This window comes from Actinoplanes oblitus, from assembly GCF_030252345.1.
Taxonomy (GTDB): Bacteria; Actinomycetota; Actinomycetes; order Mycobacteriales; family Micromonosporaceae; genus Actinoplanes; species Actinoplanes oblitus.
Genome location: NZ_CP126980.1, coordinates 9,018,864 through 9,045,007 on the forward strand (window position 1 = coordinate 9,018,864; position 26,144 = coordinate 9,045,007).

The following is a 26,144-nucleotide window of genomic DNA, read 5'->3' on the forward strand; positions in this document are numbered from 1 at the left end:
GCCGCCACCCACGGCCTGCCGCGCGGTCACCGGTTCGTCCAGGATCTTTCGGTACGCCCGGCCGGGCGCACCCGGTGACCGAATGATCCGTTTCCGCCCGTAACGGGGATTACCGGCGGAATAATCGTGATCATGAGTGCCGACCGGGACGACGGGTGGCCCCCGATCTCCACGGTGCTGCGGGTGATGGCCGGCTGGTTCCTGTTCGGCATCGGGCTGCTCGACCTGGCGTGCGGCGGGGACGGGCCGGCGTACCTGGTGTTCCACGTGACGGTGACGCTCGGCGGGATGATGCTGCTGGCCCTGCACCGGGTCCGGCCGAACCGGGCCGGGTACCTGATCGCCGCCGTCGCCGGGGTGGCCGGGCTCGGGCTGAGCCTGCTCCCGGTCACCGACCGGTGCTGCCTGGCCGGGTATCCGGAGCGGCGCGGCTATCCGTACCCGTTCCTCGGCACCGGCGGCGGGGTGCACGCCGAGCCCCGCTACCTCGCCTACGACCTGGTGTTCTGGCTGTGCGCCGGGGCGCTGGCCCTGCTCGCGGTACGTCTGGTCGAGCGCTCCCTGCCGGAGCGCCGCACCCCGGTGGACCTGACCGATTACGTCGGCCGGCACATGCAGGCGCCGGCCGCGCCGGGCGAGACCGGCCGGTACCCGGCGGCCGGCGACCCGGGCCGGCACGCGGAGGCACACGCGTACGTGGCGCAGCATCGGGCGGACGAAAATGTCGGTGGGCTGACCTAGTCTGGCCGGGTGACTGAGACCCAGGCCGCCGCCGGACCACCGAAAAGCTCCGCCGAGGAGCCGTGGCCGGTGCGCGTGGTCAGTCAGAAACTCGGCGCCTGGATCAGCAAGCTCGGCTGGGTCTGGGTGGACGGGCAGGTGGCCCAGATCAGCCGCCGGGCCGGCTCCGGGGTGGTCTTCCTGACCCTGCGCGACCCGTCCGCCGACCTGAGCCTGACCGTCACCGTGCACCGTGACGTGCTGGAGACGGGCGCGCCCGAGCTGTCCGAGGGCGCCCGGGTGACGATGCACGCCAAGCCGGAGTTCTACCCGGCCCGCGGCACGCTGAGCCTGCGCGCCGACGAGATCCGCCAGGTCGGGCTCGGCGAGCTGCTGGCCCGGCTGGAGCGGCTGAAAAAGCTGCTGGCCGCCGAGGGCCTGTTCGCCCGGGAGCGCAAGCGGCGGCTGCCGTTCCTGCCCACCCGCATCGGCCTGATCACCGGGCAGAACACCGCCGCCGAGCGCGACGTGCTGATGAATGTGCGGCGCCGCTGGCCGGCCGCCCAGTTCCGGGTCGCGCACGCCACCGTGCAGGGACCGAACGCGGTGCCCCAGATCGTCAACGCGCTCAAGGTGCTCGACGACGACGAGACGGTCGACGTGATCGTGATCGCCCGGGGCGGCGGCAGCGTGGAGGACCTGCTGCCGTTCTCCGACGAGGGGCTGTGCCGGGCGGTGTTCGCCGCGCGCACCCCGGTGGTCAGCGCGATCGGTCACGAGACCGACACCCCGCTGCTGGACTACGTCGCCGACCTGCGCGCCTCCACCCCGACCGACGCGGCCAAGCGGATCGTCCCGGACCTGACCGACGAGCTGCGGCTGATCGGGCAGGCCCGGCAGCGGCTGGACCGCGCGGTGCTCACCATGATCGACCGGGAGGAGCACCGGATCGAGGCGTGGCGGTCCCGGCCGGTGCTGGCCCGGCCGGAGACACTGCTGGAGCAGCGCGCCGACGAGGTGATCGCGTTGCGCGACCGGGCTGGGCGCAGCCTGGAGCACCGGGTGCGCCGGGCCGACGACGAGCTGCGGCACACCCTGGCCCGGCTGCGCGCGCTGTCGCCGCTGGCCACCCTGCAGCGGGGTTATGCGATCGTGCAGCGCGGCGACGGGCACGTGGTGCGCGCGTCGGCCGAGGTGGGCGAGGGGGACCCGGTGCGGGTCCGGCTGGCCGAGGGTTCGGTGACCGCGGTGGTCACGGCGGGAGAGGGCGCATGAGCGACGAGAGTCTGAGCTACGAGCAGGCACGCACCGAGCTGGCCGAGGTGGTGTCCCGGCTCGAGCAGGGCGGCGGCAGCCTGGAGGAGTCCCTGGCCCTGTGGGAGCGCGGCGAGAAACTCGCCGACGTCTGCCAGCGCTGGCTGGACGGCGCCCGCGAGCGCATCGACGCGGCCCGCGCCGCCCGCACCGCCGACTGAGGCCGCCCGCACCGCCGGCTGATCCCGCCCGCCCCGCCGCACAACCGCGACTACAGCGCCGCGCAAGTGGCACGCCCCGATGACCGCCGCGCCGGGACGCGGGGCCGCCGGTCACCTCAGGGAGGCGGCGAGCTTTTCGAGGTTCGCTTCGGAGGACTTGCCAACGATCAGGACGGTGCGGTCACCCTCGGTGAGGATCAGTGCGGTCTCGCCGGGGCGGCCGGAATAGACCATCCACGCGTGCGCGTCGGTGCGGAAGGCGCCGGTCCGCTTGCCCTCCCGGCCGACCTCGGCCGGGACCAGGGTGTCCGCCGGGACGGTGCTCTCCACCAGCTGGACCGGGTCGTCGGCCGGGTCGACGTAACCGATGCGCAGGGTGGCCCCGCCGCTCTCCCGTTTGAAGGTGGCCGCCGAGACCCGCCAGTCGTCGCCGAGGCCGGTCGGCTTCAGCACGGTGAACTCCTTCGACGCGACCTCGATCGAGGAGCCCGGGTCGACGGTCAGGGGTTCGTCACCGCTGAGCACCACCCGGTAGAAGACGAGCAGCAGCGCGATCGGCACGATCAGCACCAACAGTGACAGCGCCATGTCGCGCGGTGACCGGCCTTCCCGCTTGGTCAGGCGCGGCTGGGCGGGTGCGGTCTCGGTAGCAGCGGGTTCCACGTGGCCATTGTCGCCCATGTCAACGAACCCGGGTCCGGCACGTCCAGGCCAGCGGCCACCACCGACGACCGCTCCACACAACTTCAGCACGCCCGCACCGGCGGCCACCACCGACGACCGCTCGACGGAACTTCGGCACGCCCGGACCGGTGGTCACTGTTAACCATGTCGCTGAACCGGGACTTGGCACGTTCGAGATGCCAGGATCGGGGGATCCACCAGCCCCGCAACGATGCGAGGAGGCCGACATGCCTGCCCGGGTTCCCCAGGATCTCGACCGCAACATCGCCCTTGACCTGGTCCGCGTGACCGAGGCGGCCGCCATGGCGGCCGGCCGCTGGGTCGGCCGCGGCGACAAGAACGGCGGTGACGGTGCCGCCGTCGACGCCATGCGCAAGCTCATCAACTCGATCCAGATGCGTGGCGTCGTGGTGATCGGCGAGGGTGAGAAAGACGAAGCGCCGATGCTCTTCAACGGGGAGCGGGTCGGCGACGGCACCGGCCCGGAGGTGGACGTCGCCGTCGACCCGGTCGACGGCACCACCCTGATGAGCAAGGGCATGCCCGGCGCTGTCGCGGTGCTCGCGGTCGCCGAGCGCGGGGCGATGTTCGACCCCTCCGCGGTCTTCTACATGGACAAGATCGCGGTTGGCCCGGACTGTGCCGACGTGATCGACATCAACGCCGGCACGGCGGAGAACCTGCGCCGGATCGCCAAGGCGAAACGGTCCAGCGTCTCCGACGTGACCGTCTGCATCCTGGACCGGCCGCGGCACGCGAAACTGGTCGAGGAGGTCCGGCAGGCCGGGGCGAACATCAAGTTCATCTCGGACGGCGACATCGCCGGGGCGATCTCGGCGGCTCGGGCGGAGTCCGACGTCGACGTGCTGATGGGCATCGGCGGGACGCCCGAGGGCATCACCGCGGCCTGCGCGATCAAGTGTCTCGGCGGCATGATCCAGGCGAAGCTGTGGCCGCGCGACGAGGCCGAGCGGCAGAAGGCGATCGACGGCGGGCACGACCTGGACCGGGTGCTCACCACCGACGACCTGGTCACCGGGGACAACTGCTTCTTCGTGGCGACCGGTGTCACCTCGGGCGACCTGCTCAAGGGGGTGCGGTACCGCGCGGGCGGCGCGCACACCCAGTCGATAGTGATGCGCTCGAAGAGCGGCACGATCCGGGTGATCGACTCTTACCACCGCCTGGAGAAACTGGCGCTCTACTCGGCTGTCGACTTCGACGGGCACCTGCCCACCGTGCCGATGGGCGACGACCCGATCATCTGACCCGGCTTCCCGGCGAGCGCGGCGACGGCCCGGCCACCGGACCGTCGCCGCGCTCCGGGACGCACCCGGACCGGGCACCGGAGCGCCGCCGCGCTCCGGGACGCCCCCGAACCGGGCACCGGACCGGCCGGTCATGGCGAGCGGAGACGGCGTGCGTGACGGGTGACCGAACCCGGCGAACGCTGTTTCCGCGCACGTGTGCACAGTGGAGACGAGCACGTCGCCGGATCAGCGGCGCCGGAACAGGAAGGCGGCCACGAAGCCGCCGACCAGGCCGAGCAGGTGACCCTGCCAGGAGACGGCGCGGTCGGTCGGGAGGATGTTGTAGATCTGGTACCAGTAGAGCAGGCCGATGAAGGCGGCCACCGCCAGGTTCCACCAGCTGCGCTCGACCAGGCCACGGCCGACGAGCAGGCCGAGGTAACCGAAGATGACGCCGCTGGCGCCGACCACCACGGTGCCCGGGTCGCCGATGAACCAGACACCGATCCCGCTGATCAGCATGATGGTCAGCGTCGACCAGATGAACCGGCGCCCACCGCCGGCCAGCGCGAACGTGCCGACCAGGATGAGCGGCACCGCGTTGCCGTAGAGGTGGTCCCAGCCCGCGTGCAGGAACGGGCTGAACAGCACGCCGTCCAGGCCGTCGAGGTGGTGCGGGAGGATGCCGCCGGCCAGGTCCAGGGTGCCGGACCCGATGGCGACGTCGAGTGCCTCGATGAGGAACAGGATCGGGATGATCGCGCACATGGTGACGAACGCGCGACCCAGGGAGGCGTAGAAAGCCTCGGTGCCGAACTTCGCAGCCGTGTCGGCGCGCGTCTCGGGGGCCCAACTCATCTCTCGATGCTCGCAGGTGGCCGCACCCCCGGCCAGTCGACGGCGGGACCGGCCGCGCGGGTGACGGGTCAGGACAGCTTGCGGGTGGCGGCCAGGATCGCGGTACGGAACCTGGAGATCTGCGTGTAGACCCCGGGATACGCGTCCCGGGCGCAGCCCAGTCCCCAGCTCACGATGCCGACCTGGGCCCACCGCCCGTCCCGGCCGCGCCGCACCATCGGGCCGCCGGAGTCACCCTGGCAGGTGTCCACCCCGTGCCGCCCGGCGCAGATCGAGTCCGTGGTGACCAGGGTGACCTTCGCCGCGAGGTAGGACTTCGCGCACGCGGCGTCCGGGATGGTCGGCACCGTCGCGTAGTGCAGCTTGCGTTCCTGCCGCAGCGAGCCCTCCCGGGTCTGCCCCCAGCCCATCACGGTGACGTCGCCGTGGTCGCTGCTCGCGTCCGGGACCAGGGCGAGGGTGGGCAGGGTGAGCACCCGGTCGAGTTTGATCACGGCCCAGTCGTCGCCGCGGGTCTCGGTCTGGAAGCCGGGGGCGCGGATCACCTCGAGCGAGTGCGCGGTGACCGCGTTCCTCGCCTTCAGGTCGGTCACCCCGGCGGTCACCGTGATGTTCCTGGCCGGCCCGGTGCCGTCGACGCAGTGGCCGGCGGTGAGCACCACCCGGGGCGCGGTCAGCGCCCCGCCGCAGCCCATCGAGAGGCGGACCACCCAGGGGAACTCGCCGGCCTTGGCGACGTTACCGCCGACCACCTCGAGAACCGGCCGGCCGCTCGCGTCCGCGGCACCCGGCGCGATCGCCACCGCGACGGCGACAGCCAGCACGAGCGAAGCGACATTCCGGACCATATGGACATTTGATCACAGCAAAAAGGACCGCACGGCATGCCGCGCGGCCCTTGCTGCCGGGTCTTAGTACCAGCCGACGCTCTCGGAGTGGTTCCAGGCGCCGCAGGGAGTGTCGTAGCGGCCCTCGATGTACCCCAGGCCCCACTTGATCTGGGTGGCCGGGTTGGTCTTCCAGTCGTCCGCGACCGAGGCCATCTTGCTGCCGGGCAGCGCCTGCGGGATCCCGTACGCCCCGGAGCCGCTGTTGGTGGCCTTGTAGTTCCAGCCGCTCTCCCGGTCCCAGAGTTTCTCCAGGCAGGGGAACTGGTCGATCTTGAAGCCGGCGTCCAGCATCAGCGCGCAGCCGGTCTTCTTCGCGCCCGAGTACTCGCTGCAGGAGGACGGGACCGGCCCGGTGTACGCGACCGGCCCACCCGACTCCTCGGCCTTCTTCTCCGCGGCGGCCTTCTCCTCGGCCGCCTTCGCGGCGATCGCCTTCTTCTCCAGCGTGTGCGCCTTGGTCGCGGCGGCCTTGGCCTCGACCGCGGCCTTCGCGGCGGCGGCATCCTCCGCTGTGGTGCGGTAGGCGCGGGCCGCGGCGTGCTGCGCCTGGCGGGTCTTCAGCAGCTGCAGCTCTTCGGCGTCGGCCTGCATGACCAGCTGCGACTGAGCGCTCTGCCGCTGATCGTCGCGGTCCTGTCCGAGGTACACACCGCCGCCGAGACCCGCCACCAGCAGACCGACAGACGCCGTGCGAACTCCGAGCCGGCTCCAGAGCCGATTCACGAAGGATCCCTTCGTCGGGGGCAAGAACGGGCACCTCGACGACGCGATCGTCAACGTCCACCACCGCACGGTGCCCGCCAGACACCATGGCGCAGGGTGACGGGGATGTGAAATGCCAGCGCGGATCTGTGATTTTAGTCACCGACTTTTTTACTACATTCGGGACAAAAGATCCGCGCTGGCGTCACCTCACAGGGGAATGTCCTCCAGTAGGTCGGTAACCACCTCGGCGATCGGTGACCGCTCCGAACGGGTGAGGGTGACGTGGGCGAAGATCGGATGCCCCTTCAGCGCCTCGATCACCGCGGTCACCCCGTCGTGCCGGCCGACCCGCAGATTGTCCCGCTGGGCCACGTCGTGGGTGAGCACCACCCGCGAGCCCTGGCCGATCCGGGACAGCACGGTGAGCAGCACGTTGCGTTCCAGCGACTGCGCCTCGTCGACGATCACGAACGCGTCGTGCAGGCTGCGGCCGCGGATGTGGGTCAGCGGCAGCACCTCGAGCATGCCGCGCGCCAGGACCTCCTCGACCACGTTGGCGTGCACCACGGCGCCGAGCGTGTCGAAGACCGCCTGCGCCCAGGGCGACATCTTCTCCGCCTCGCTGCCGGGCAGGTAGCCGAGCTCCTGGCCGCCGACCGCGTAGAGCGGACGGAACACCACCACCTTCTTGTGGCGGTTGCGCTCCATGGTGGCCTCCAGGCCGGCGCAGAGCGCCAGCGCGGATTTGCCGGTGCCGGCCTTGCCACCCAGCGACACGATGCCGATCTGCTCGTCGAGCAGGATGTCCAGCGCCACCCGCTGCTCGGCGGACCGGCCGCGCAGGCCGAAGGCGTCCCGGTCGCCGCGGACCAGCTTCACCGTCTTGTCCGGGGTGACCCGGCCCAGCGCCGAGCCGCGCGACGAGTGGATCACCAGGCCGGTGTGGCAGGGCAGGTTCTCCGCCGCCTCGGCCGCCAGCTCCTCGCCGCCGTAGAGCGCGCTCACCTCGTCCTCGCCGAGCTCCAGGTCGGCCATGCCGGTCCAGGTGGGATCGCTGGCCTGGCCGTGCCGGTACTCGTCGGCGGTCAGGCCGACCGAGGCGGCCTTGACCCGCAGCGGCATGTCCTTGCTGACCAGTGTGACGTCCCGGCCCTCGGCGGCCAGCCCGAGCGCCACCGACAGGATCCGGGTGTCGTTCGAGTCGTTGCGGAAGCCGTGCGGGAGCACGCTCTGGTCCGCGTGGTTGAGCTCGACCCGCAGCGTGCCGCCCTCGTCGTTGCAGAGCACCGGCTGGTCCAGGCGACCGTGCTTGATCCGCAGCTCGTCCAGCATCCGCAGGGACTGCCTGGCGAACCAGCCGAGCTCGGGGTGGTGACGTTTGCCCTCCAGTTCGGAGATGACCACGAGGGGCACGATCACCTCGTGGTCGGTGAACCGGCGGAACGCCGCCGGGTCGGACAGCAGGACCGAGGTGTCCAGGACGAAGACCTTGCCAGCGGGGGCGGGCTCGGCGTCGGCGTGCCGGTCGCGCACCCTGCGTCGGGTGGCGGTGGCACGGGTCTTGGTCACCTTGTCGGCCGGGTCGGATGAGGGGGCGACACCGGCATCGGTACGGCGAGATGTCACAGGCCTGCTCCAGCGGGCGTGCAACCCGCCACCCGCGGTCCGCCACCTCCGGCCGCCGGCACATGCACAGGGTCGGATTGCGGGCCCTGTGGCGCAAGTTGTCGCAGGTCCGGGCCGGCCGGCTGGCTCGGGATGACCCCGTGCCATGACTCAAACGCTAGCGGTCAACAGCCTCTCGCGGTAGTGCGCAAAATCGGGCACCCCCGGGTGACGCTCGCCCCAAGCGAATTCCGCCTGGCATAAAAGAGGACCTTCCGCGGGTAGTCTGACGTCGTGGCAGAGACCCCGCGTCCGACCCATCCCGCGACCGCCGACCACGCGTGGGCGCGCACCGTCGAACACGCTTCCCGGACCACGTTCTTCTTCGACTTCGACGGGGTCCTCTCCCCCGTCACCAAGGACCCGTCGGCCTCCCAGCCGGTGGCCGAGGTGCCCGCCGTGCTGGAGCGGCTGGCCGCCAGGGTGGGCCGGGTGGCGATCGTCTCCGCCCGTCCGGTGGACTTCCTGCGGTCCCGGTTCGCCGGCCTGGAGCACGTCGACCTCTTCGGCCTCTACGGCCTGGAGGTGCTGCACGAGGGCGAGGTGGTGACCAAGCCGGCCGCCCTGGAGTTCGAGCGGCCGATGGCCGAGTTGGCCGCCGAGGCGCAGGACGCGCTGGCCAAGCCGGTCTTCGTGGAATACAAGCGGCTCTCCGTCGCCCTGCACTACCGGGAGTGCCCGGAGCGCGCCGCCGAGGTCGAGCAGTGGGCCCACGAGCGCGCCGAGCGGGCCGGCCTGGCGATCCAGCGCGGGCGCATGGTGGTCGAGCTGAAGCCGCCGGTCGACCAGGACAAGGGCATGGTGATCACCGAGGCCCTGCGCGACGCCGGTTGCGCGTGGTATTTCGGGGATGACATGTCCGACATCAAGGCCTTCGACGCGTTGCGCGCGCGGGAGGCGGTCGACCCCGGCTTCTTCGGGATGGCGATCGCCGTGGCCAACGACGAGACCGGCGCCGAGGTGTCCAGCGCCGCCGACCTCACGCTCGCCTCGCCGGCCGCGGTGGCCGCGTTCCTCACCGAGGGCCTGACCCGCTTCTGACCGCTTCGGGCCACGGCCCGCACTGTCACTTTCGGCCGCTCCGGCTCCCGGTCACCACGATTTCGGTACGCCGCGAGCGCTCCCGGCGTACCGAAATCGGATCTTGATCTTGGGCGGCGTCAGGCGCCGTAACGGCGCTGGCGGTTGCCGTAGGAGCGCAGGGCGCGCAAGAAGTCGATCCGGCGGAAGTCCGGCCAGTTCGCGTCGTGGAAGTAGAACTCCGAGTGCGCCGACTGCCAGAGCAGGAACCCGGAGAGACGCTGCTCGCCGCTGGTGCGGATGACCAGGTCGGGGTCGGGCTGGCCGCGGGTGTAGAGGTGCTCGGCGATGTGCTCGACGTCGAGGATCTCGGCCAGCTCCTCCAGGGTGCCGCCGGACGCCGCGTGCTGCTGCAGCAGCGAGCGGACCGCGTCGGTGATCTCGCGCCGGCCGCCGTAGCCGACAGCCATGTTGACCTCGACGCCGCCGCTGCGGTCCTGGGTCTTCTCCTGCGCGGCCTTGAGCGTCGCGGCGGTCGTGGCGGGCAGGATGTCCAGCGCGCCCACCATCCGCAGCCGCCAGGGGTTGCCCTCCTCGGCCAGCTCGGTCGCCAGGTCCTCGATGATCTTGACGAGCGGGTCCAGCTCGGCGGCCGGGCGCTGCAGGTTGTCGGTGGCCAGCAGGTAGAGCGTGACGTGCTCGATGCCGGACTGGTCACACCAGGTGAGCAGGTCCTTGACCCGGACGGCACCGACCCGGTGGCCGTCGTTCGGGTCGACGAAGCCCATCTCCCGGGCCCAGCGGCGGTTGCCGTCGCACATCACGCCGACATGGCGGGGCACCGGCTTGCCGACCAGTTTCCTGGCGAGCCGGCGTTCGTAGAAGGAGTAGACCAGCGAGCGCACACTCATCACCGGCAAGGGTAGCCCGCGTGCCCGCGCCCGCCTCGGCCGGAGGCGGGTGCGGGCAGGGCGGCCCTCAGGCGTCGGCGAGGCGGGCGCGCAGCGCGTCCAGCTCGGCCCAGAGCACGGCCGGCAGCTTGTCGCCGAACTTCTCGAACCACTCGGTGATCTGCGGCAGCTCGGCCAGCCACTCGTCGGTGTCGACGCGCAGCACGGCCTCCACCGCGGCCGGGTCGATGTCCAGGCCGGTCAGGTCGAGCGACGCCGGCGTGGCGACGTGCCCGATCGGGGTCTCCACCGCGTCGGCCTTGCCGTCCAGGCGCTCGACGACCCACTTGAGCACCCGGCTGTTCTCGCCGAAGCCCGGCCAGAGGAACCCGCCGTCGGCGTCCCGCCGGAACCAGTTCACGTAGAAGACCTTGGGCAGCTTGGACGCGTCGCCGGAGGCGCCCTTGGCCATGTCGATCCAGTGCTGGAAGTAGTCGCCGGCGTGGTAGCCGATGAACGGCAGCATCGCCATCGGGTCGCGCCGGACCACGCCGACCTGGCCAACCGCGGCCGCGGTGGTCTCACTGGACAGGGTCGCGCCCAGGTAGACGCCGTGCACCCAGTCGCGAGCCTCGGTGACCAGCGGGATGGTGGTCTTGCGCCGGCCGCCGAACAGGATGGCGTCGATCGGCACGCCGCGCGGGTCGTGGTACTCGTCGGCGAGGATCGGGCACTGCTCGATCGGGGTGCAGAAACGGCTGTTCGGGTGGCTCGACGGCGCCTCCGACTCCGGCGTCCAGTCCTGGCCCTTCCAGTCGGTCAGGTGCGCGGGCGGCTCGCCCATGCCCTCCCACCAGATGTCGCCGTCGTCGGTCAGTGCCACGTTGGTGAAGACCGAGTTGCCCTTGGCGAGCGTGCGCATCGCGTTCGGGTTGGTGTGGAAGTCGGTGCCGGGCGCGACGCCGAACAGCCCGAACTCCGGGTTGGTCGCCCAGAGCCGGCCGTCCTCACCGAACCGCATCCAGGCGATGTCGTCGCCGACGGTCTCCACCTTCCAGCCCGGCAGGGTCGGCTCGAGCATCGCCAGGTTGGTCTTGCCGCAGGCCGACGGGAACGCGCCGGCGATGTACCTGACCTGGCCCTCGGGCGAGGTCAGCTTCATGATCAGCATGTGCTCGGCGAGCCAGCCCTCGTCCCGGGCGGCGACGCTGGCGATGCGCAGCGCGTAGCACTTCTTGCCGAGCAGCGAGTTGCCGCCGTAGCCGGAGCCGAACGACCAGATCTCCCGGGTCTCCGGGAAGTGCGAGATGTACTTCGTCTCGTTGCACGGCCAGGCGACGTCCCGCTGGCCCTCCTCGAGCGGCGCGCCGATCGAGTGCAGGCACGGCACGAAGTCCGCGTCGTCACCCATCGCGCTCAGGACCTCGGCCCCCATCCGGGTCATGATGCGCATGCTGGCCACGACGTACGGGCTGTCGGTCAGCTCGACGCCGAACATCGGGTTCTCGGCGTCGAGCGGGCCCATGCAGAACGGGACGACGTACATCGTCCGGCCCTTCATCGAGCCGCGGTACAGCTCCGTCATCAGGGTCTTCATCTCGGCCGGCGCCATCCAGTTGTTGGTGGGACCGGCGTCGGCCTCGTCGGCCGAGCAGATGAAGGTGCGTTCCTCGACGCGCGCCACGTCGGACGGGTCGGTCCGCGCCCAGAACGAGTTGGGCTTCTTCTCCGGGTCCAGCCGGACCAGCGCGCCGGACTCGACGAGCTCGTCGGTCAGCCGGGTCCACTCGGCGTCCGAACCGTCGCACCAGACGATCCGGTCGGGCGTTGTCAGGGCGGCGACCTCGTCGATCCACGCCAGCAGGCGGGGGTGCGAGGTGTGGGGGTGAGACAAGGTGAAGCTCCTTCGGTCGGCACTGACCAATGACTGACCGCCCGGATATTCCGGCTGTAGTCATGGGAGTCACATCAGGTTAAGCCCCATACCCATGCAGTTCATCGGTTGAACCTGTGGACAACCGCACAATCTTTGGCCGCCTTGCGCGATGACGATTGATTCTTCGCCTCTTGGCGCACGAGCGCGCACTCGCGCCGGCCGAACCGCCACTCCCGACAACTTTCGCAAATTGGACTTAACGCCTTAGACTTTCACCTAATCGGGCTTACCTCGCAGTTCCGGCCAAACGGAGGCGGAATGACGACCCCGGGCAACGACGTGGACTCGGACACGGATCTGCTCGCCGCCGTCCGGGCCGGCGACACCGCCGCGTACGGGACGCTCTACGAGCGGCACCACGCGGCGGCACGACTGTTCGCGTACGGCCTGGCACGCGACCCGTCCGACGCCGACGACCTGGTGGCCGAGACGTTCGCCAAGGTGTTCGCGTCGCTGCGGGCCGGCCGCGGTCCCCTGGTCGCGTTCCGCGCCTACCTGCACACCACCATGCGGCACGTCTGCTACCAGCGCGCCCGCTCGGACCGCCGGCTGGAGTTCACCGACGACCTGAGCCGTTACGACGCCGGCGAGCCGTTCACCGACCCGGCCCTCGACCAGCTGGAGCGCAGCTTCGCGGCGGCCGCCTTCCGGCAGCTGCCACCCCGCTGGCGGGACGTGCTGTGGCAGACCGAGGTGGAGGGCAGCACCCCCGCCGAGCTGGCCCCGCGGATGGGCCTGACCCCGAACGCGGTGGCGGTCCTCGCCCACCGGGCCCGCGAGGGGTTGCGCAGCCTCTATCTCCAGCAGCACGTCACCGCGGCCGAGCACCCGGAGTGCCGGTGGGCCGGCGAACGGCTGGGCAGTCAGCTGCGCGGCCGGCTCGCCGTCCGCGACGCCCGCCGGATGCGCACCCACCTGGGGCGCTGCGCGGAGTGCCGGAACCGGCTCGCGGAGATCCGGGAGATCGACGGCTTTCGACACGGTCCGTACCGGCAGCGTAACCACGCCGGCACCGCGGGTTGAGGTTGTGCAACGAGATCAGCGGTCCGAGCCCGGCGGCGGTACCCTCGCTTGCGTGCCCCCGATCACACCGCGGCCGTCCGGATGGCGCGCCCGGCTGCGGGCACTGGTCCGGGAGCTGGGCAAGTTCGGCACCGTTGGCAGCACCGCGTTCGCCGTCGATTTACTCGTATTCAATCTGTTGCTGAGCAACGGCAGCGAGACTTTGACAGCCAAGACGATCTCCACGGTCGTGGCGACCACACTGGCCTTCTTCGGCAACCGGTACTGGACCTGGCGCCACGGTGAGCACACTCACCTGGCCCGCCAGTACACGACGTTCTTCGTGCTGAACGCGGTCGGCCTGGGCATCACCCTGGCCTGCCTCGCGATCAGCCATTACGTGCTGGGCGACATCTGGCCGGCGCTGCGGAGCCAGGCGGCCGACAACGTCGCGGGCCAACTCGTCGGCACCGCGTTGGGTACCATATTCCGATTCTGGTCGTACCGAAAATTCGTCTTCCGGGCCACCGACGTCCCGCATCGTGATCCGGCGTACTCGCCCCCGTCCCCATAAGGTTGCCCTATGCCCTCAGCCCCTTCGCTGACGGAACGCCTGCGTCGCCTCGCTCCCGAAGCCATCGCCTTCGGCATCATCGGAGCCGGCAACACCCTCCTCTACATGGCGATCACCTACGTCGCGCTGCCGATCGGCGCGGTCAAGGCGAGCGTCATCGGGACGGTCATCACCACCACGCTGGCGTACCTGGCCAACCGCTACTGGACGTACCGGCACCACACGCGGACCGCGCTGCGCCGTGAGTACACCCTGTTCTTCGGGTTCAACCTGATCGGCATGGTGATCCAGTCCGGCATGGTGGCGATCGGCAAGTACGGGTTCGGCCTCACCGAGGAGCACGACGAGCTGCTCTTCCTCGGCGTCACCCTGATCGGCATCGCGATCGCCACGGTCTTCCGGTTCTGGGCGTACCGCACCTTCGTCTTCCTCAAGCCGCCGGTCGACGGGCACGAGGGCGCGATCACCGAGATGGACGCGACCGCCGGGTTCGCCGAGCTCAGCGCGGCCGACGTGCCGGGCAGCGCGGCCGAGCTGGACACCCGGCTCAAGCGCTGACCTCGTCCTGGTCGGGCTCGTCCGCCGGGCTCAGCTCGATCAGCTCGTACAGCCTGGTCTGCACCTGCTGGGCGCGCGGCACGCCGGACAGCCGTGCGCTCTGCTCGCCGATCGAGTCGATCACCAGCGTGCCGGTGCCGAAGATCCGGTCGAGCAGGGACTGGGTCAGCGCGTGGTCGTTCACCCGGTTCAGCGGCAGGTCGCGCCGCTCCCGGACGAGGACGCCGGACTGGGTCAGCAGGCGCTCGCTGGTCAGCACCCAGTGCGTGCAGCGCCAGGCGACCAGCGGGACCAGGCCGTAACGCACCGCGTGGTACAGCATGATCGCGGCGACCAGGGCCAGCCCGATCCGGCCGCCCTCGTTGCCGGGCAGCAGCACCCAGGCCATGGTCAGGCCGGTCAGGGTCAGCAGCAGCACCACGACCGGGCCGACCACCGACTTGCCATGGGGACGCAGGTGGAGGATTACCTCCTCCTGCTCGGAGAGCACTTCCGCCGGGAACGCCACCCGGTCAGCGTACGTGCAGCACGTCACCCGCCGAGACACGATGTTCCGCGGCATCCACCGTACGGATCACCAACTGACCGTCCCGGTCCACCGCCACCGCCTCGCCGGTCAGCTCACCGCCGCCGGGCAACAGCACCCGGACCCGCCGGCCGATCGTCGCGCACCGGCGCTGGTACTCGCCGAGCAGTCCGCACATCTCGGCGTCGCCGCCGGCTTCCCGCCAGCCCGCGTACCACCGCTCCAGGCCACGCAGCAGCGCCCGCAGCAGCGGATCGCGGTCCAGCGTCCCGGCACCGGACAGCCCCAGCGAGGTGGCCGGCACCCCGGTGGTCGCCGGCAGCTCGTCGGCCCGGGTGCTGACGTTGAGTCCGATGCCGACGACCACCGCGTCGCCGGCCATCTCGGCCAGGATCCCGGCGCACTTGCGGTCGCCGACCAACAGGTCGTTGGGCCATTTCAGGGCCGCCTCCACGCCGGCCACCCGGGACACCGCGTCGGCCAGCGCCACCCCGGCCAGCAGCGGCAGCCAGCTCAGCGTCCTCGGCTCGGCGGCCGGCCAGCCGCGCTCCGGGTCGGCGACGCCGGGGCGCAGCAGCACGCTCTGATAGAGCCCGGCCCGGGCCGGGCTGACCCACTGCCGGTCGCGCCGGCCCCGGCCGGTGACCTGCCGCTCGGCGACGATGACCAGGCCCTCGGGGGCGCCGTCGCGGGCCGCGTCGGCGACGTCGGCGTTGGTGGAACCGGTCTCCGGGCGGACCTCCAGCCGGGTCCAGAGGGCGCCGGGCTGGATCAGGGCCCGGGACAGGGCCCGCTCGGACAGGGGCGGGCGGTCCAGATCGGTGTACCCGGAAGCGGCCATTGCGGCAGCCTATGCTCCGCTCCCCCGCGGTCCAGCCGCCGGGCCCCGCCCACCCCGTGCGTTCCGCGCCGCACGGTGCCGGCGCTCGTCGCCGGCTGCGCCCGGCGCCGGCCCGCGGTCAGCGGTGAGGGCCGGCCGCGTGGCGGCTGATGTAGGCGGAGTCCGACTCGGCCGCTGCCGCCGGGCGCGGGCGCGGCCTCGGGCGCGGACCGCGATCGCGGTTGCGGCGTGGTTCGGCTTCGGCCTTTCCGGTACGACCCGGCACGGCTTTTTCGGTACGCCCGCCCTGTCCCGCCGTCTCGGAACGCGCGCCCTGTCCCGCCGTCTCGATACGGCCCTGCCCCGCCTTCTCGGCGCGGCTCTGCCCCGGTGCCGTGCGCGGGCGCTGCTCACCGGTCGCCCAGGAGCGCGGCAGCCGGATGCGGCGGTCGTCCGGGGCCGGCGGCGGCCAGCTGGGCACCAGCGTCGTCGGCTCGGCGGCCTGCACCGGGGTCAGATCAAAACCGGTCGCCGGCTCGTAGTCGGGGACCGCGGGCAGGCGCTCCACCGGGATCGGCCAGCCGTATCCGCGAGCCGACGGCTCCGGGTCGGCGTAGAGCTCGCCGGGGACCGGGGTCCAATAGTCGCCGGACGGCGGCCGGTCGTCGAGATCGCGGTAGTGCGGGCGGACCCAGCCATTGATCCGGTCACCGTAGCCACGGTCGGAACGGTCGATCGGGGCGGTGGGGGACGGCCGGGCGCCGGTGTAGCCGTGATTGACGGCCGGCCGGTCCTCGGCCACGGCGGGCTCCGGTGGCGGGGTCGCCCGCCAGGGGGCGCTGTCGATGAACCGGGACTCCTCGCCGGCCGGGTCGTCCTCGAGGCACTCCTCGTGGACCTCCGGCGGGTAACCGGCGGCCTCCACCTCCGGGTAACCGACGGCCTCCTCCAGGTAACCGACGGCCTCCACCTCCGGGGGCCAGGCCGCCGCGGCCGGCCAGGGCTGCTCGCCGTTCCAGGACTGCCCGCCGTTAGCCGACTCGTCGGCGTTCCAGGGCTGCTCGGCGCTCCAGGATTCCTCGTCGTTCCAGGGCTGCTCACCGCTCCAGGACTCGTCGGCGCTCCAGGGCTGCTCGCCGTTCCAGGACTGCTCGCCGCTGCCGGTCGGGTAGGCGAGCTCGTCGGCGGCGGGTGCCGGCGGGTCCGCGTAGACGTCGCCCGGCTCGCCGTCGGCGTACGGGAAATCCTGGTCCTCCGGCGGCGGCCGCTCGCCGTGCTCGACCTCGTCGGCCAGGCCGATCGAGGCCAGGCCGCTGGCTCGCTCGGCGCGTGCCGCGGAGCGGCCGCTGAAGGCGGCGGCCAACCGGCGCCGGCGGCCGGGCTGGTCAGCTTCCCAGGGCGGCTCGGCGGGGTTTTCCACAGGCTCGGCGGCAGCCTGGGGAAACTCGGGTTCCGGCGGCACGGCGCGCCGCGGGTGGGCCGGCTCGCCGGAGCGGCGGCGGCCGGACGGCGTGGCCGCCCGGGACCGGCGGCGCTCCCCGCCGTCGCCGCCGCCGAACAGCACGGCGCGGAAACTGATCAGTGTGGCGAGGCCCCCCGCGATGAAGGCCAGCCCGGCCGCGGTCATCCAGTTCGTCACGAGAGGCGTAACGAATGGGACAACAGGTATGAAACGGACCCGTAGCGACGCCCCCTGTGCGCCGTCGGTGGACGGCTACGATCATCGTGAGTGCACCGCCGCCTCGAACGTGGAGACCACCGTGACAACGCAGCCCGACATCCACACCACCGCCGGTAAGCTCGCCGACCTCGCGAATCGCTCGGAGGAGGCAGTCCACGCGGGTTCCGCGCGAGCCGTCGAGAAGCAGCACGCCCGCGGCAAGAAGACCGCCCGGGAACGGATCGAGCTGCTGCTCGACAAGGACTCCTTCGTCGAGCTGGACGAGCTGGCCCGGCACCGCTCCACCGCCTTCGGCCTGGACCGCAACCGGCCCTACGGGGACGGCGTGGTGACCGGTTACGGCACCGTCGACGGCCGGCAGGTCTGCGTGTTCTCGCAGGACTTCACGGTGTTCGGCGGCTCGCTCGGCGAGGTCTTCGGCGAGAAGATCGTCAAGGTCCTCGACCTGGCCATGAAGATCGGCTGCCCGATCATCGGGATCAACGACTCCGGCGGCGCCCGGATCCAGGAGGGCGTGGTCGCGCTCGGCCTGTACGCCGACATCTTCTTCCGCAACGTCCGGGCCAGCGGCGTCATCCCGCAGATCTCGCTGATCATGGGCCCGTGCGCGGGCGGCGCCGTCTACTCCCCGGCGATCACCGACTTCACCGTGATGGTCGACCAGACCTCGCACATGTTCATCACCGGACCGGACGTGATCAAGACGGTCACCGGTGAAGAGGTCGCGATGGAGGAGCTGGGCGGCGCCCGCACCCACAACACCCGCAGCGGCAACGCGCACTACCTGGCCTCCGACGAGGAGGACGCGATCGACTACGTCCGGGCGCTGCTGTCCTACCTGCCCAGCAACAACCTGGACGAGCCGGTCGCCTACGAGGAGCCGGCCGACCTGTCCGCCGGCAACGCCGACCTGGCCCTGGACACCCTGGTGCCGGACTCGCCGAACCAGCCGTACGACATCAAGACCGTGGTCGAGACGGTGGTCGACGACTTCCTCGAGGTGCAGCCGCTCTACGCGCAGAACATCGTGGTCGGCTTCGGCCGGGTCGAGGGCCGGCCGGTCGGCGTGGTGGCGAACCAGCCGATGCACTTCGCCGGCACCCTGGACATCGCGGCCAGCGAGAAGGCCGCCCGGTTCGTGCGCACCTGCGACGCGTTCAACATCCCGGTCCTGACGTTCGTCGACGTGCCCGGCTTCCTGCCCGGCACCGGCCAGGAGTGGGACGGGATCATCCGCCGGGGCGCCAAGCTGATCTACGCGTACGCCGAGGCCACGGTGCCGAAGGTCACGGTGATCACGCGGAAGGCGTACGGCGGGGCGTACGACGTGATGGGCTCCAAGCACATCGGCGCGGACATGAACTTCGCCTGGCCGACGGCGCAGATCGCGGTGATGGGCGCGCAGGGCGCCGTCAACATCCTGTACCGGGGCGAGCTGGCGTCCGCCGAGGACCCGGCGGCGCGGCGGGCCGAGCTGATCCAGGAGTACGAGGACACGCTGGCCAACCCGTACATCGCGGCGGAGCGCGGCTACGTGGACGCGGTGATCCGGCCGTCGGAGACACGGGCGCAGGTGACCCGGGCACTGCGGATGCTGCGCAGCAAGCGGGAGACGCTGCCGCCGAAGAAGCACGGGAACATCCCGCTCTGACCCCGGCTCCTCAGAGGGGGTGCCGGAGCATCAGGGCACCCCCGTACAGCAGCGCGCTGATCGAACCGAGCCAGAACACGAAAAGCCACACCACGTCGCCGATGTGGGTGTGTGACTGGAGCATGCCCGCGTCGTTGTGCGCCCCGGCTCGCATCCCCCAGAACAGGTTGGGGATCTGCCGGGTGCCGCCCATCAACATCATCCAGACCCAGACGTACGCCACACCGAGCTGCACCGGCTCGTCGGCCTTCGTCACCATCAGCCAGAGCAGGGCGACGGTCCCGGTCGCGACCAGCAGGCCGAAGGCGTTGCGGGTGAGGATCAGGACGAAGCCGGCGAAGACCAGGCCGAGGATCAGCACCGCCCGCGGCGAGAAGTCGTGCACCAGCATCTCCGCGCCGGCGAAGCCGACCGCGGACGGCCCCAGATAGCCGGCGAGCAGGCTGAGGAAACGACCGAAGCCGGCGATGTCCAGGTGCGTCGCGCCGGCACCGTCGCGGTACAGATGGATCTTCTTTTTCTCCAGCTTGCCGCCGGTGAGCAGCCCGATCAGCGCGTGGGCACCCTCGTGCGCGAGCGTGATGGCGTACATGGAGAAGCGCCACAGCGGCAGGACCAGGACCGCCGCGAGCACCGCGGTGGTCCAGGCGAGACCGGAGGTGGTTTCCACAAACGGACAGTATCGGCAGACACCGATGCGTCGGCACCGCCCGAACGGGCTACAGCGAGACGCCCGCCGGCAGCCACTGGCCGGCCAGCAGGAAGGCGCCGGCGACCAGGGCGGCCAGGTCGACGATCAGGAAGACGCCGACCCAGAAGAGCGCCGGGACGTGGGTGATCCGGGCCAGCTGGTCGGCGTCGGAATCACGCATCCGGCCGCGGTTGCGCAGGGTCTGCAGCTCGAAGACCGGGCGCACGCCGCCGAAGAGCAGGAACCACACGCCGGTGTAGGCGAAGGCGGACTGGACCTCGGGGGACGCGTACCAGGAGACGGCGAACACGATCGCGCCGGTGACCAGCAGCGAGATCACGCCGAACGCGTTGCGGATGTTGATCAGCATGAGGAGCAGCAGGACCACTGCCAGCCAGAGCAGCAGGGTGATCCGGTTGCCGCCGAGCAGCCACGCGCCCAGCAGGCCGACCAGCGACGGCGCCAGGTAGCCGCCGAGCAGGGTCAGGATCATGCCGAAACCGGTCGGCCGCCCGGCTGAGAGGGTCAGGCCGGACGTGTCGAACTCCAGCCGGATACCGCGCAGCTTACGACCGGTCAGCAGGGCGAACAGGGCGTGCCCGCCCTCGTGGGCGATGGTCACCGCGTTGCGGGCCACTCGCCAGACCGGCCGGAAGGCCACCGCCAGGAACCCGGCCACCGCAGTCAGCAGAACCAGCAACCCGGGCGGGTCGGGCTGTGCGCCCAGCAGCTGGTCCCAGAGGTCGCTCACACCGTCGATCGACAACACGCCGGGGACTGTAGCCGATCTCGCTGTCTACATGAGTTACGCGCGTCGCCTGATCGGGGTCTCGGCGGTCGTTGCGGCACGGTTCGGCAGGTTTCGGGCCACGTAGACGCCGCCGGCCAGCACCATCAGGCCGACGACCACCAGCAGCATCGTGATCGGTCCCGCGGCGGTCGCGACTATCGCGAGATCCGCCAGGGCGACCAGCATCCACAGCGCCAGGGTGGGCTTACTGCCGTGCGTTCGGCAGTTCATGACGCACCTCCATTCGTGATTCTCGACAACTACCCGCGTTGCCGAGGAATCACTCATGAAGTTTCGCGTTCAGTCCACCTTGAAGCCGGCGAAGAGCGCTTCCCGCTCCTTCTTCGCCGCCTCCCAGTCGTCCGGCTCGGTGTACCAGCAGATCTGGTACGTCTTGCCACCGACCGCGAAGCCACGCTTGACCACGTGCATGCGGGTGCCGCTGGGCGCGTTGTAGTAGTACTCCCAGTCGGCGGCGGGCCGGCCCTGGTAGGTGACCGGGGTGATGCCGATCTTCTGGTACCCGGACGGGCGATCGGCCTCCTCCCACGCCTGCACCGGGTCGTCCATGTCGCCGTCGAAGCGGAAGACGTAGACCAGCCGCTTGGGCCACGTGATCTTGACCGCGCCGTCCCGGTCGTTCTCGACGTCGGCGCCCGGCGGCAGGGCCAGTGAGTAACCGGAGAAGCTGGTGGACTTCCAGTTCGCCGGGACCGCGCCGATGGCCGGGGCACTGGACTTGGCGGGTGTCACGGACGGCGACGGCGTGCTGGTGGCCGCCTTGCCCGGCTGCTGGACGGCCGGCGACTTGCCGGTGGCCACGGCCGCCGGGGTGGTGCCGGACGCCTTGTCGTCGTCCTTGCCGAACGCCTGCACCAGGATGATGCCGACGAGCAGCACGAAGGTCAGCACGATGGCCGCGCCGACCACCGCCTGGCGCCGGGTCAGCGTGGTGCCGAACACGGTGATGCCGTTGACCCGGCGGACCACCGGACGCACCGGCATCGGCGTCCAGGCCGGACGCTGCGACGGGGCAAACCCGCCGGCCGTGGGCAGCGTGGTGACCACCCGGGTCGCGCCGTCGGCGTCACCGGCGGCGACCGGGGACTGCGGGACGATCGCGGTGAAGTCGACGACCGAGGTCTTGTCCTGGTCCGGGACCGGGATGGTGGGGGCGGGCCGCTGACCGGGGGTCAGGGGGGTGGCGGGCCGCTCGATGGGGACCGGAGGCGCGACCGGCTCGGCCTTCGCCTCGGCTTCCTCGGTTTCCCGGCCCTCATCGGCATCCGCGGTTTCCCCGGCCATCTCGGCGGAGGGTTCCGCGGCGGCCTTGACCGGTTCGGCCCGCTTCTCGTCCTGGTCTGCCTGATCGGCCTCGGCCTGGCCGGCCTCAGCCTGGCCCGCTTCGGCTTCGCCCGCTTCCGCCTCGCCCGCTTCCACCTCGGCGGCCTCAGCCTCGGCGGCCTGGTCGTCAGCCTTGTCGGCCGGGCTCTCCGTCCGGGCCTCGGCCTGGTCCTCGGCCGGCGCGTCCTCGGCCTCGTCGGACCCTGTCCCGGCGGCCTCGCCGACCGCGGGCTCCTCGGTCTCGGCGCTCGCCGCGGGCTTCGCTTCCGGCTCGGCCGGCTCGGACTCGGCCACGACCGCCGGCTGCTCCGGAGCCTCGGCCGGCGTCTCCACGGCCTCGGGCTCCGGCGTCGCCGGGGTGGCCTCGACGGCCTCCGCCGGCTCGGGCACCACCGGGTACGCGCCGGTGGCGGCGGCCAGCGAAGCCTCGTGCTCGGGCGCCGCCTTCTTCCGCCGGTTGGCCGCCACGTCGGCGGCGGTGAACCCGACCCGGGCGGTGTTCACCACCGGGCTGGACGGCGGAACGGCACGCTGCGGCTCGACCGGGGTGGCCCGGCCGGCCGGCGTGGTGCCGGAACCGGGACGGGTGCCGCGGGGCGCGGCCGGGGGTGGAGTACGCGTACCGAAAGCGGTGGGGTTGGCCGGCTCGTCGCGGACCGGAGGCCCGTCGACCTTCGTCCGGTCCAGCGGCCTCGGGGGTTTCGCCTGGTCCTGCGGGCGCTGACCCGGGCGGGCCGGGGCGGTGGGCGGCACCGGGTTGCCGACGGTGGCCTTGCCGGGGGTGAAGACCGGACGGCCACCGGGCTGCTCCGGGCCGCCGGCGGCCGGCGCGTCGGCCGGGCGGGGGCGCGGCGTGGGCACCACCGGGGCCGAGCCGGTGGCGGTCACGAAACCGCTGCCGGGCAGCACCGGCGGACCACCCGGACCACTGGGCAGCGACGGCCGCTCGCGGCCCACACCGGGGCGGCGCATGGTCGGGCTCATCGGGAAGCTGATCTTCGAACGCCGCCCGGCGGCACGCGCCAGCAGCCGCTCCGCCTCGTCGGCGTCGATCCGGTGGGCGGGATCCTTGCGCAGCAGGCCGTTGAGCACCGGCTTGAGCGGTCCCGCGTTGCGCGCCTGCGGCACGTTCTCCGTGGCCAGGGCGGCGAGGGTGGCGATCGCCGACGGGCGGGCGAACGGGGACTGGCCCTCGACCGCGGCGTAGAGAGTGGCGCCGAGCGACCAGAGGTCGGCGGCCGGGCCGGCCGTCCCGTCCCGGGCGCGCTCCGGAGCGATGTACGCCGGGGAGCCGAGCACCAGGCCGGTACGCGTCACGTTCGGGTCGCCGGGGACGGTGGCGAGGCCAAAATCGGTCAGCACCACCCGGCCGTCGCCGCCCATCAGCACGTTGCCCGGCTTGACGTCGCGGTGCACGACGCCGGCGCGGTGCGCCGCCTTCAACGCGTTCAGCACGCCGAGGCCGATCTCGGCGGTGCGGACCGCGTTGAACGGGCCGTCCTTGGCGAGCGTGTCCTGCAGCGAGCGGGACGGCACGTACTCCATGACGATCCACGGGTCGGCGTCCGTGCGCAGCACGTCGAAGACGCGGACCACGTTGATGTTGTTGAGGCGGGCGATGGCCCGGGCCTCGCGCAGCGAGCGCTCGCGCATCTCCTGCCGCTCGGCGGGGGTCAGCCCGGGCGGCGGGACGAGTTCCTTGATCGCCACCTCGCGGTGCAGGACGACATCGGTCGCCCGCCAGACGCGACCCATCCCGCCCTGACCGAGCGGCGCAACCAGCCGGTACCGATCAGCGACAATGAGCGGGGGAGAAGAAGACATCACGCAGAAAATACCTGGTTCTGTCGAGCGGCCGCGAATTGATCAGCCGAGTGTGGGACACGTGTCACCGGAAGCCGGGGCACCCGTCGTACGCTCGGCCAATGAACGATGAACCGCTGGTCGGAGTCGTACGTGGAAGCCTAGACGATCATGAGCTGGCCGCCCTGGTCGCCATCCTCGCAGTCCGATCAACCTCGGTCAATGACGCCACACCGCCCCGGAGCGGCTCGGACTGGATCCGATCAGGGCGTCCGTCCGCCGGGCCGCGCTCCTGGAAGTCGTCGGCACTTCCCCGCTGAGCGCTTGTCCACAGGGATTTCCACAGGGGTCGATGTCGCATGCTGTGAGCGGTTAGCCTCGCTGCGTGGCCCCGAATGACGACCCGGGCTCCTCCATCGCGGCCGACATCACCGCGATGGAGGAGTTCGCCGAGCGCTTGCTGGCGGACGTCGACAACGAGTACGCACCACACGCGGACACCCTGGCCAATCAGATGCTGTCCCGGCTGCCGGCGCCGGCGGGCGGGTTCGCGGAGCTGTCCGCGTTCGTCACGGTGCTGGAGTCGGCGCAGGACAGCTGTCAGCAGAACATGTACAACTTCGCGAACGGGACGCATGGGTTCGCGAAGGCCGCGGAGCAGGTCAGTGGGATGTACCGGGGGGCCGACGCGTTCGCCCGGGCCCGGCTGGGGGATGTCGAGGCGGCGCTGATCACGGCGGGGTTGTTGCCGCCGTCCGGGGATTCGCCGGTCGCGGCAGGTTTGGCGGCTGGGGATTCGTCCGGCGCTTTCAGCCCTTCGGGTTCGTCGGGCTCGCCCGCTTCGTCGACTGTCCCGTCTTCCACGGCCGATTCGTCTTCCGCACCTGCCGCAGCCGATCCACAGCCCGCTTCGCCTTCGGCACCCTTCGCGGCCGATCCGCAGCCCGCTTCGCCGTCCGCTACCGGCTCCCCTTCCGCTGCCGGATCGCCTTCGGGTGCCGGCTCCCCTTCCGCTGCCGGGTCGCCTTCGGGTGCCGGCTCCCCTTCCGCTGCCGGGTCGCCTTCGGGTGCCGGCTCCCCTTCCGCTGCCGGGTCGCCTTCCGCTTTGCCTTCGGCGCCTGGCTTGTCGCCCGCGACCGCTGTGCCCTCCGGGTCCGACTTCTTGCCTACGCCCACGGAGCCTTCCTCAGCTCCGGCGCCCGCCGTGGCCTCCTCGCCCTCGGCGAACCCGTGGGATTGGAACACCCCACCAGCCTCGCCCTCCCGAAAGGGGGATGCCTGATGTTCGCGGACACCGACCACGGCGGCGGCACCGACTGGTCGATGCAGTCAGTCCCACAGATGTGGTCGATGCTGCAGAACCAGGACGGCACCGCCCACAAGGACCTGCTCGTCACGTGGAAGAAATCCGCCGACCTCTTGGTGGACCACCTGTCCCGGGTGAAGAACTACCGCGACAACCTGGCCGAAGCCTGGCCCCCGGAGAAGAGCGCCGCCTCCGCCAAGTACCTGGATCGCCTGGACGACCTGATCAAGCACTTGAGCGACACCTATCACGCCTCGGTCCAGAACCACCACGCCTTGGGCGCCGCGACGTCAGCGTTGGTACTCGCCCGCAAAAAGCTGGCCGCGATCTATCAGGAGTACATGGCCAACCAGCAGGAGTTGGATGCCTACGCCCTCAAAAAGCAGGCGCCAACCCAGCCCTTGAGCAAATGGCGAGCCATAACCATCAGCCCACCGCCCGCCACGGAGTCACGCCAGCTCGAGCTGCAGTTGCAGGCCCAGTCAGTGATGTCGACCTTAAGCACGGACTTGGCCGAGGCCCAACTAAATCTCGCTACTCCGAAGCTCTACAACCCGCAAAATAGACTTCAGGACAGCGAGCCTTTCAAGCCGAAGGGCCCCGACGCCGCCTCGGCAGAACCATCAAAAACGGGGCGAGAACTCGGCCTGATAAAGACTAGCGGAGGCAACTCCCCCTCAGGGTTCAACCCCATTGATGCCAGAACCGCTAGCTCCAACATTCAACCGTCAACCGCATTGCAGGGATCGGAGCAAGGGTGGCGATATTCAGAACATCCCTCACTCCGACACACCGCGCCGATCTTTAGTGGGATCTCTCCGTCTACAGGTGCAATGACACCCCAGACCTCAACAGCAATCCCCGCCGGAAAAATCTCCGACACCGAAAATAATCACGATATTTCCGCCATCGCAGGATCCATACCGCCGCCTTCCAGATTAGCTGGCTCGCGAACAGACTCCGACGTTAGATCAAATCCCGGAGGGGTCATACCGCGCGAGACTGGCAGCGCAGTGCCAGGAAAGATAATAGGTCATCTCCCCGCAGAGAGCAATAGCCAGCAGCCAGCAGCAGGCCCGTCGAGAATGCAGAAAGTTAATCCGCCCGGCGGGATTATCGGCCCCCTAGGATCCCCCAGAAACCCCTCCAGGCAACAGCGCCCTGAGAAATCAGGTAGCGACGAATCCAGGAATAAAGACTGGGATCTCGACAATCCATGGCTGACCGCCGAAGGAGTCGCTCCGGTCATCCTTCCACCGGAGAAGCAGAAGATCGACCCCGGCCCCGTCATCGGATTGTCCTAGA

The 26,144-nt window shown here is 70.9% G+C and carries 25 protein-coding genes and 1 pseudogene; 11 read left to right on the forward strand and 15 right to left on the reverse strand.

Features of this window, described 5'->3' with window-relative positions:
• The first annotated feature begins 132 nt into the window (after window positions 1–132).
• From Actob_RS40170 to Actob_RS40180, 3 genes are read left to right on the forward strand one after another with little or no spacing between them, the layout of a single operon-like run.
• Entirely contained in the window at window positions 133–741 is a 609-nt protein-coding gene (locus Actob_RS40170) for a hypothetical protein (RefSeq protein ID WP_284917202.1), read from the forward strand.
• 9 nt (window positions 742–750) lie between these two features.
• Window positions 751–1,995 (forward strand): exodeoxyribonuclease VII large subunit, encoded by a 1,245-nt coding sequence (gene xseA, locus Actob_RS40175; RefSeq protein WP_284917203.1) that lies wholly within the window; start codon window positions 751–753, stop codon window positions 1,993–1,995.
• Window positions 1,992–2,195, forward strand: a complete 204-nt coding sequence (locus Actob_RS40180; protein ID WP_284917204.1) for an exodeoxyribonuclease VII small subunit — start codon at window positions 1,992–1,994, stop codon at window positions 2,193–2,195. The genes xseA and Actob_RS40180 overlap by 4 nt, the downstream gene beginning before the upstream one ends.
• A 111-nt stretch (window positions 2,196–2,306) precedes the next feature.
• On the opposite strand, the gene Actob_RS40185 is transcribed toward Actob_RS40180, so the two are convergent.
• Window positions 2,307–2,858, reverse strand: coding sequence for a DUF4245 domain-containing protein (locus tag Actob_RS40185; RefSeq protein ID WP_284917205.1), 552 nt, complete (start codon window positions 2,856–2,858; stop codon window positions 2,307–2,309).
• A 248-nt stretch (window positions 2,859–3,106) separates the two neighbouring features.
• Between Actob_RS40185 and glpX the strand changes: the two genes are divergently transcribed.
• Window positions 3,107–4,147, forward strand: coding sequence for a class II fructose-bisphosphatase (gene glpX, locus Actob_RS40190; protein WP_284917206.1), 1,041 nt, complete (start codon window positions 3,107–3,109; stop codon window positions 4,145–4,147).
• A gap of 228 nt (window positions 4,148–4,375) precedes the next feature.
• Here glpX and Actob_RS40195 read toward each other — a convergent pair whose 3' ends face one another.
• The 4 genes from Actob_RS40195 to Actob_RS40210 form a co-directional block, all read right to left on the reverse strand.
• A complete protein-coding gene (locus tag Actob_RS40195; protein WP_284917207.1) occupies window positions 4,376–4,987 on the reverse strand; it encodes a rhomboid family intramembrane serine protease in 612 nt (203 codons plus the stop codon).
• 68 nt (window positions 4,988–5,055) lie between these two features.
• Window positions 5,056–5,835: a S1 family serine peptidase gene (locus Actob_RS40200; RefSeq protein ID WP_284917208.1), complete on the reverse strand. Its 780-nt coding sequence runs from the start codon at window positions 5,833–5,835 to the stop codon at window positions 5,056–5,058.
• A gap of 63 nt (window positions 5,836–5,898) precedes the next feature.
• Window positions 5,899–6,600 carry an aggregation-promoting factor C-terminal-like domain-containing protein gene (locus tag Actob_RS40205; protein ID WP_284917209.1) on the reverse strand — a complete coding sequence of 234 codons (702 nt, stop codon included), beginning with the start codon at window positions 6,598–6,600 and terminating at the stop codon, window positions 5,899–5,901.
• A 189-nt stretch (window positions 6,601–6,789) separates the two neighbouring features.
• Window positions 6,790–8,208: a PhoH family protein gene (locus Actob_RS40210; protein WP_284917210.1), complete on the reverse strand. Its 1,419-nt coding sequence runs from the start codon at window positions 8,206–8,208 to the stop codon at window positions 6,790–6,792.
• 273 nt (window positions 8,209–8,481) lie between these two features.
• On the opposite strand from Actob_RS40210, the gene otsB reads away from it, so the two are divergent.
• On the forward strand, window positions 8,482–9,288 hold the full coding sequence (gene otsB / locus Actob_RS40215; protein ID WP_284917211.1) for a trehalose-phosphatase: 807 nt from the start codon (window positions 8,482–8,484) through the stop codon (window positions 9,286–9,288).
• Window positions 9,289–9,407: 119 nt separating this feature from the next.
• On the opposite strand, the gene Actob_RS40220 is transcribed toward otsB, so the two are convergent.
• Entirely contained in the window at window positions 9,408–10,178 is a 771-nt protein-coding gene (locus tag Actob_RS40220; protein ID WP_284917212.1) for an isoprenyl transferase, read from the reverse strand.
• Between the two features lie 67 nt (window positions 10,179–10,245).
• Window positions 10,246–12,051, reverse strand: coding sequence for a phosphoenolpyruvate carboxykinase (GTP) (locus Actob_RS40225; RefSeq protein WP_284917213.1), 1,806 nt, complete (start codon window positions 12,049–12,051; stop codon window positions 10,246–10,248).
• Window positions 12,052–12,351: 300 nt separating this feature from the next.
• On the opposite strand from Actob_RS40225, the gene Actob_RS40230 reads away from it, so the two are divergent.
• Genes Actob_RS40230 through Actob_RS40240 form a run of 3 tightly spaced genes read left to right on the forward strand, consistent with a single transcriptional unit; the run spans window position 12,352 to window position 14,227 of the window.
• Entirely contained in the window at window positions 12,352–13,116 is a 765-nt protein-coding gene (locus Actob_RS40230; RefSeq protein WP_284917214.1) for a sigma-70 family RNA polymerase sigma factor, read from the forward strand.
• 52 nt (window positions 13,117–13,168) lie between these two features.
• Window positions 13,169–13,669, forward strand: coding sequence for a GtrA family protein (locus Actob_RS40235; protein ID WP_284917215.1), 501 nt, complete (start codon window positions 13,169–13,171; stop codon window positions 13,667–13,669).
• Window positions 13,670–13,678: 9 nt separating this feature from the next.
• On the forward strand, window positions 13,679–14,227 hold the full coding sequence (locus tag Actob_RS40240; RefSeq protein ID WP_284917216.1) for a GtrA family protein: 549 nt from the start codon (window positions 13,679–13,681) through the stop codon (window positions 14,225–14,227).
• Here the strand turns inward: Actob_RS40240 and Actob_RS40245 are convergent.
• The 3 genes from Actob_RS40245 to Actob_RS40255 all read right to left on the reverse strand — a co-directional run bounded on the left by Actob_RS40245 (window position 14,217) and on the right by Actob_RS40255 (window position 17,212).
• Window positions 14,217–14,735 (reverse strand): PH domain-containing protein, encoded by a 519-nt coding sequence (locus Actob_RS40245; protein WP_284917217.1) that lies wholly within the window; start codon window positions 14,733–14,735, stop codon window positions 14,217–14,219. The genes Actob_RS40240 and Actob_RS40245 overlap by 11 nt on opposite strands.
• A gap of 4 nt (window positions 14,736–14,739) precedes the next feature.
• Window positions 14,740–15,594, reverse strand: a complete 855-nt coding sequence (locus tag Actob_RS40250; protein ID WP_284917218.1) for a biotin--[acetyl-CoA-carboxylase] ligase — start codon at window positions 15,592–15,594, stop codon at window positions 14,740–14,742.
• A 118-nt stretch (window positions 15,595–15,712) separates the two neighbouring features.
• Window positions 15,713–17,212 (reverse strand): hypothetical protein, encoded by a 1,500-nt coding sequence (locus Actob_RS40255; RefSeq protein ID WP_284917219.1) that lies wholly within the window; start codon window positions 17,210–17,212, stop codon window positions 15,713–15,715.
• Window positions 17,213–17,333: 121 nt separating this feature from the next.
• On the opposite strand from Actob_RS40255, the gene Actob_RS40260 reads away from it, so the two are divergent.
• Entirely contained in the window at window positions 17,334–18,905 is a 1,572-nt protein-coding gene (locus Actob_RS40260; RefSeq protein ID WP_284917220.1) for an acyl-CoA carboxylase subunit beta, read from the forward strand.
• Between the two features lie 10 nt (window positions 18,906–18,915).
• Here the strand turns inward: Actob_RS40260 and Actob_RS40265 are convergent, their stop codons facing one another.
• From Actob_RS40265 to Actob_RS40280, 4 genes and pseudogenes are all read right to left on the reverse strand, one after another.
• The gene (locus Actob_RS40265) at window positions 18,916–19,575 is read right to left on the reverse strand and encodes a M50 family metallopeptidase (protein ID WP_284917221.1); all 660 of its coding nucleotides are present in this window, start codon (window positions 19,573–19,575) and stop codon (window positions 18,916–18,918) included.
• Between the two features lie 49 nt (window positions 19,576–19,624).
• Entirely contained in the window at window positions 19,625–20,365 is a 741-nt protein-coding gene (locus Actob_RS40270) for a M50 family metallopeptidase (RefSeq protein ID WP_284917222.1), read from the reverse strand.
• A 36-nt stretch (window positions 20,366–20,401) separates the two neighbouring features.
• Window positions 20,402–20,617: a hypothetical protein gene (locus tag Actob_RS40275; protein ID WP_284917223.1), complete on the reverse strand. Its 216-nt coding sequence runs from the start codon at window positions 20,615–20,617 to the stop codon at window positions 20,402–20,404.
• A 1,707-nt stretch (window positions 20,618–22,324) separates the two neighbouring features.
• A pseudogene (locus Actob_RS40280) lies at window positions 22,325–23,554 on the reverse strand (protein kinase domain-containing protein); the annotation flags it as partial.
• Between the two features lie 101 nt (window positions 23,555–23,655).
• On the opposite strand from Actob_RS40280, the gene Actob_RS40285 reads away from it, so the two are divergent.
• Window positions 23,656–23,853: an acyl-CoA carboxylase subunit epsilon gene (locus Actob_RS40285; protein WP_284917224.1), complete on the forward strand. Its 198-nt coding sequence runs from the start codon at window positions 23,656–23,658 to the stop codon at window positions 23,851–23,853.
• Window positions 23,854–24,133: 280 nt separating this feature from the next.
• On the opposite strand, the gene Actob_RS40290 is transcribed toward Actob_RS40285, so the two are convergent.
• The gene (locus Actob_RS40290) at window positions 24,134–24,709 is read right to left on the reverse strand and encodes a hypothetical protein (protein WP_284917225.1); all 576 of its coding nucleotides are present in this window, start codon (window positions 24,707–24,709) and stop codon (window positions 24,134–24,136) included.
• A gap of 105 nt (window positions 24,710–24,814) precedes the next feature.
• Between Actob_RS40290 and Actob_RS40295 the strand changes: the two genes are divergently transcribed.
• Window positions 24,815–26,143: a hypothetical protein gene (locus Actob_RS40295; RefSeq protein WP_284917226.1), complete on the forward strand. Its 1,329-nt coding sequence runs from the start codon at window positions 24,815–24,817 to the stop codon at window positions 26,141–26,143.
• The last annotated feature ends 1 nt before the right edge of the window (window position 26,144 follow it).